The organism is Inquilinus sp. (assembly GCF_057815775.1).
In genome coordinates, this window is sequence record NZ_JBYRFX010000864.1 from 1 (window position 1) to 3,134 (window position 3,134).

General features: G+C 73.4%; 2 protein-coding genes and 1 pseudogene. All 3 read right to left on the reverse strand.

The annotated features are described in order from the left end of the window. Positions 1-234 precede the first annotated feature (234 nt). Positions 235-1,746, reverse strand: coding sequence for an aromatic amino acid lyase (locus AC3XYG_RS31035; RefSeq protein WP_489143746.1), 1,512 nt, complete (start codon positions 1,744-1,746; stop codon positions 235-237). 2 nt (positions 1,747-1,748) lie between these two features. Further along, positions 1,749-2,753, reverse strand: coding sequence for an ornithine cyclodeaminase family protein (locus tag AC3XYG_RS31040; RefSeq protein ID WP_489143747.1), 1,005 nt, complete (start codon positions 2,751-2,753; stop codon positions 1,749-1,751). Between the two features lie 98 nt (positions 2,754-2,851). Next, positions 2,852-3,134, reverse strand: a pseudogene (locus AC3XYG_RS31045) (hypothetical protein); the annotation flags it as partial.

The window sequence follows — 3,134 nt, forward strand, 5'->3', positions numbered from 1 at the left end:
TCTTCGCCCTGACCGACCGCGGCGACATCTTCACCGGCGCGGCGCTGACCATCGTGCTGATCCTGGTGACGCTGGCCGTGCTCGGCGCCGTGTCCCTGGTGCCGCGGAAGGCGACGGCCGGGAGATAGGCTGGAGCCATTAGAGACCCGTCATCGCGAGCCCCGCAGGGGCGTGGCGATCCAGCGGCTCGATCTCTGGATCGCCGCGTCGCTGCGCTCCTCGCGATGACGGCTTTTAGGTTGGCGGCATCACAATCGACTCCAGCCCGTCCGCCGCAATAAAGGCCGCGACCGCCGCGATATCCGGGGCGGCCGGGCGATCCTCTTCCAGGCGCGGCACCAGCGCCCGCACCGCGGCGTGGATCGCGGCGGTGCCGCGGCCGAGCGACGGGCCCGGGCGCAGGTCGACGGCCTGGGCGGCCACGATCAGCTCCAGCGCCGCCAGCAGCCGCAGCCGCGTGACGATCCCGGCAGTCTTCTCCACAATCGCCGTCGCCATGGTCGCGTAATCCTCGACCCCGTCCGCGGCCGACAGGACCACCACCGGCATCGGTGCCGCGAGATGGCCGATCTCGGCCAGCAGCGCCGCCGCCGTCTTCTGGGTCGGGCCGTAGCCGGTGCTGCCGTCCTGCACCGGCGCCAGGAAGCGCGGCAGGTCGCTGGAGGCCGGGGACATCAGCTTCACCAGCCGGGCCGCCGAGATCGCCGCCGCCCGCGCCAGGGCGGCGCCCAGCGCCTCGAAGGCCAGCGCCAGGTGGGTCGGGTCGAAATTGGCGTTGGGCAGGGCGATACCGTCCTCGGCGATCACGGCCGGGTTGTCGCCGGCGGCGGACAGCTCCAGCTCCACCGCCTGCCGCGCGGCCTGCAGCGCCGCCAGGGCCGCCCCCAGCACCGAGGGCGCACAGCGGAAGCTGAGCGGGTCCTGCAGCTTGCGGGCCACACCCGGGCGCAGCAGGTCGCCGCCCTCCAGCAGCGCCAGCAGCAGACGCGCCGCCTCCCCCTGCCCCGGCGCCGGCCGCAATTCCGCGGCGCGCGGGTCGAGCGGCGCCACGCTGGCGCGGTAGCCTTCGAAGGACAGGGCGGCGGCGGCCAGCATCGCCCGCAGCGCCTGGCCCGCATCTTCGACCACCAGGGCGCCGGCGCCGACCGAGGCGGCATTGGCCGACACCAGCGCCAACCCGTCCTTGAGGCCGAACACCGGCGCCACGAGGCCGGCGCGGGCCAGCGCCTCGGCCGCGTCGAGGATCTCGCCCTGATATTCCGCCTCGCCCCGGCCCAGCAGGGTCAGGCCGATATGGGCCAACGGCGCCAGATCGGCCTCGCCGACCGAGCCGGTCATCGGCACCACAGGGTGGACGCCGCAGTTCAGCAGTTCGGCCAGCGCCTCGGTCACCGCCCGCGACGCCCCGGACCGGCCGGCGCACAGCCCGGCCAGCCGGGCGGCGATGATCGCCCGCACCTCGTCGCGCTGCGCCAGGCGCCCGACGCCGACGGCACGGCCGGGCGGGATGCGCCGCTGCACCACCGCGGCATCGGGCGCGATCCGGGTGTCGACGGCGGCGCCAAGGCCGGTGCTGACGCCGTAGATCGCGGTCCCGGACGCCGCCAGGGCCTCCAGGGCGCGATGCCCGGTCTCGACCCGCTGCAGGGCGGCTTCGTCCAGCACCACCGCGGCCCCGTCGCGGGCGATACGCCGGATATCGGCGGTGGTCAGCGGCGCGGCGCCGAGGCGAACGGGATCCGTCATGGTCAGGCGAACCGCAACCGCTGGCCGATCTCCAGCCGCTTCGCCTTCTCGAGCATGGCGTGGCCGAGGGCGATGTCGCTGAGGCTGAGGCCGCGATGCCAGAACAGGATGGTCTCGTCGTCGCTCTGCCGGCCCGGCTTCAGCCCGGCGACGACCTGGCCCAGCTCGGCATGCAGCGTCGCCTCCGACAGCTTGCCGGCCTCGACATGGGCGCGCAGCGAGCCGAACTGGCCGCCGCGGCACTGGCCCCAATCGTCGACCACCATCTTGGCCATGATGTCGGTCAGCGACAGCTCGACCGCGCTCATCGTGCCATAGGGCACCACCAGGGCGCCCGGCTTGATCCAGCCGGTCTGCAGCAGCGGTTCGGGCTGCAGCAGGCGGGAGGCCTCGACCACGATGTCGGCGCCCTGCACCGTCGATTGCCAGTCGGTCATCGCCCGCACCGGCTTGCCGAGGTCCTGGGTCAGCCGCTCGGCGAAGCTGTCGCGGCTTTCCGGCCGGCGCGAATGCACCCGGATCTCGTCGAAATCGAACAGCTTGTCGAGCAGTCGGACGTTCCAATAGGCGGTGCCGCGCGCGCCGATATGACCGAGGATCTTGCTGCCCTTGCGCGCCAGGTATTTGGCGCCGATCGCCGTGACCGCGCCGGTGCGCATGTCGGTGATCGCCGTGGCGTCCAGGATCGCCTTGGGCATGCCGGTGGCGGGATCGAACAGGTTCAGGATCGCCATCTCGGACGGCAGGCCGCGCTTGTAGTTGTCGACATAGTCGCCGACCACCTTGACCCCGGCGGCGTTGATCGGCGCGCCGATGGCGCCGCGCAGCACGTTGAAATGGCCGTTCACCTGCGGGTCCGGCTTCAGATGCATGCGCGGCTCGATCACCGTCTCGCCGCGGCCCTGGGCCGCCAGGCTGGTCTCGATCGCCTGCAGGATCTCGTCGTCGGTGATGGCCAAGGCCTCGATGTCGAGGCCGTTGAGATAGGTCACGTAGATCGGCGTCATGAAAGCTCCGGAGCGAGGGCGGGAGGCGGCGCACGTCGCCCCCGGACCGCCCCAGCCAGCGACGGCGGCCGCAGCCAGTCAAGCATGTTCGCCGCAGGTCAGGCAGCCTCGTCGCGCCGGGCAGAGACGCCGCGCAATGTCGCAGCCAGCACCCGTAGCGCGGCGCGGCTGCGCGCATCGCTGACGCTGCTGTGCAGCACCGCCTCGGCCGGCGGCAAGGGCGGCAGGCCCAGCCGGTCGCCGACATCGACGGCGCCGACCGGCGCCACCCGGCGGGCCAGCGCCGCCACCGCCAGCCCGGCCGACACGGCGGCGCCGACGCCGACGATGCCGCCGCCGACGAACACCTCGGTCCAGGCGATGCCGGCGGCGTCCAGCGCC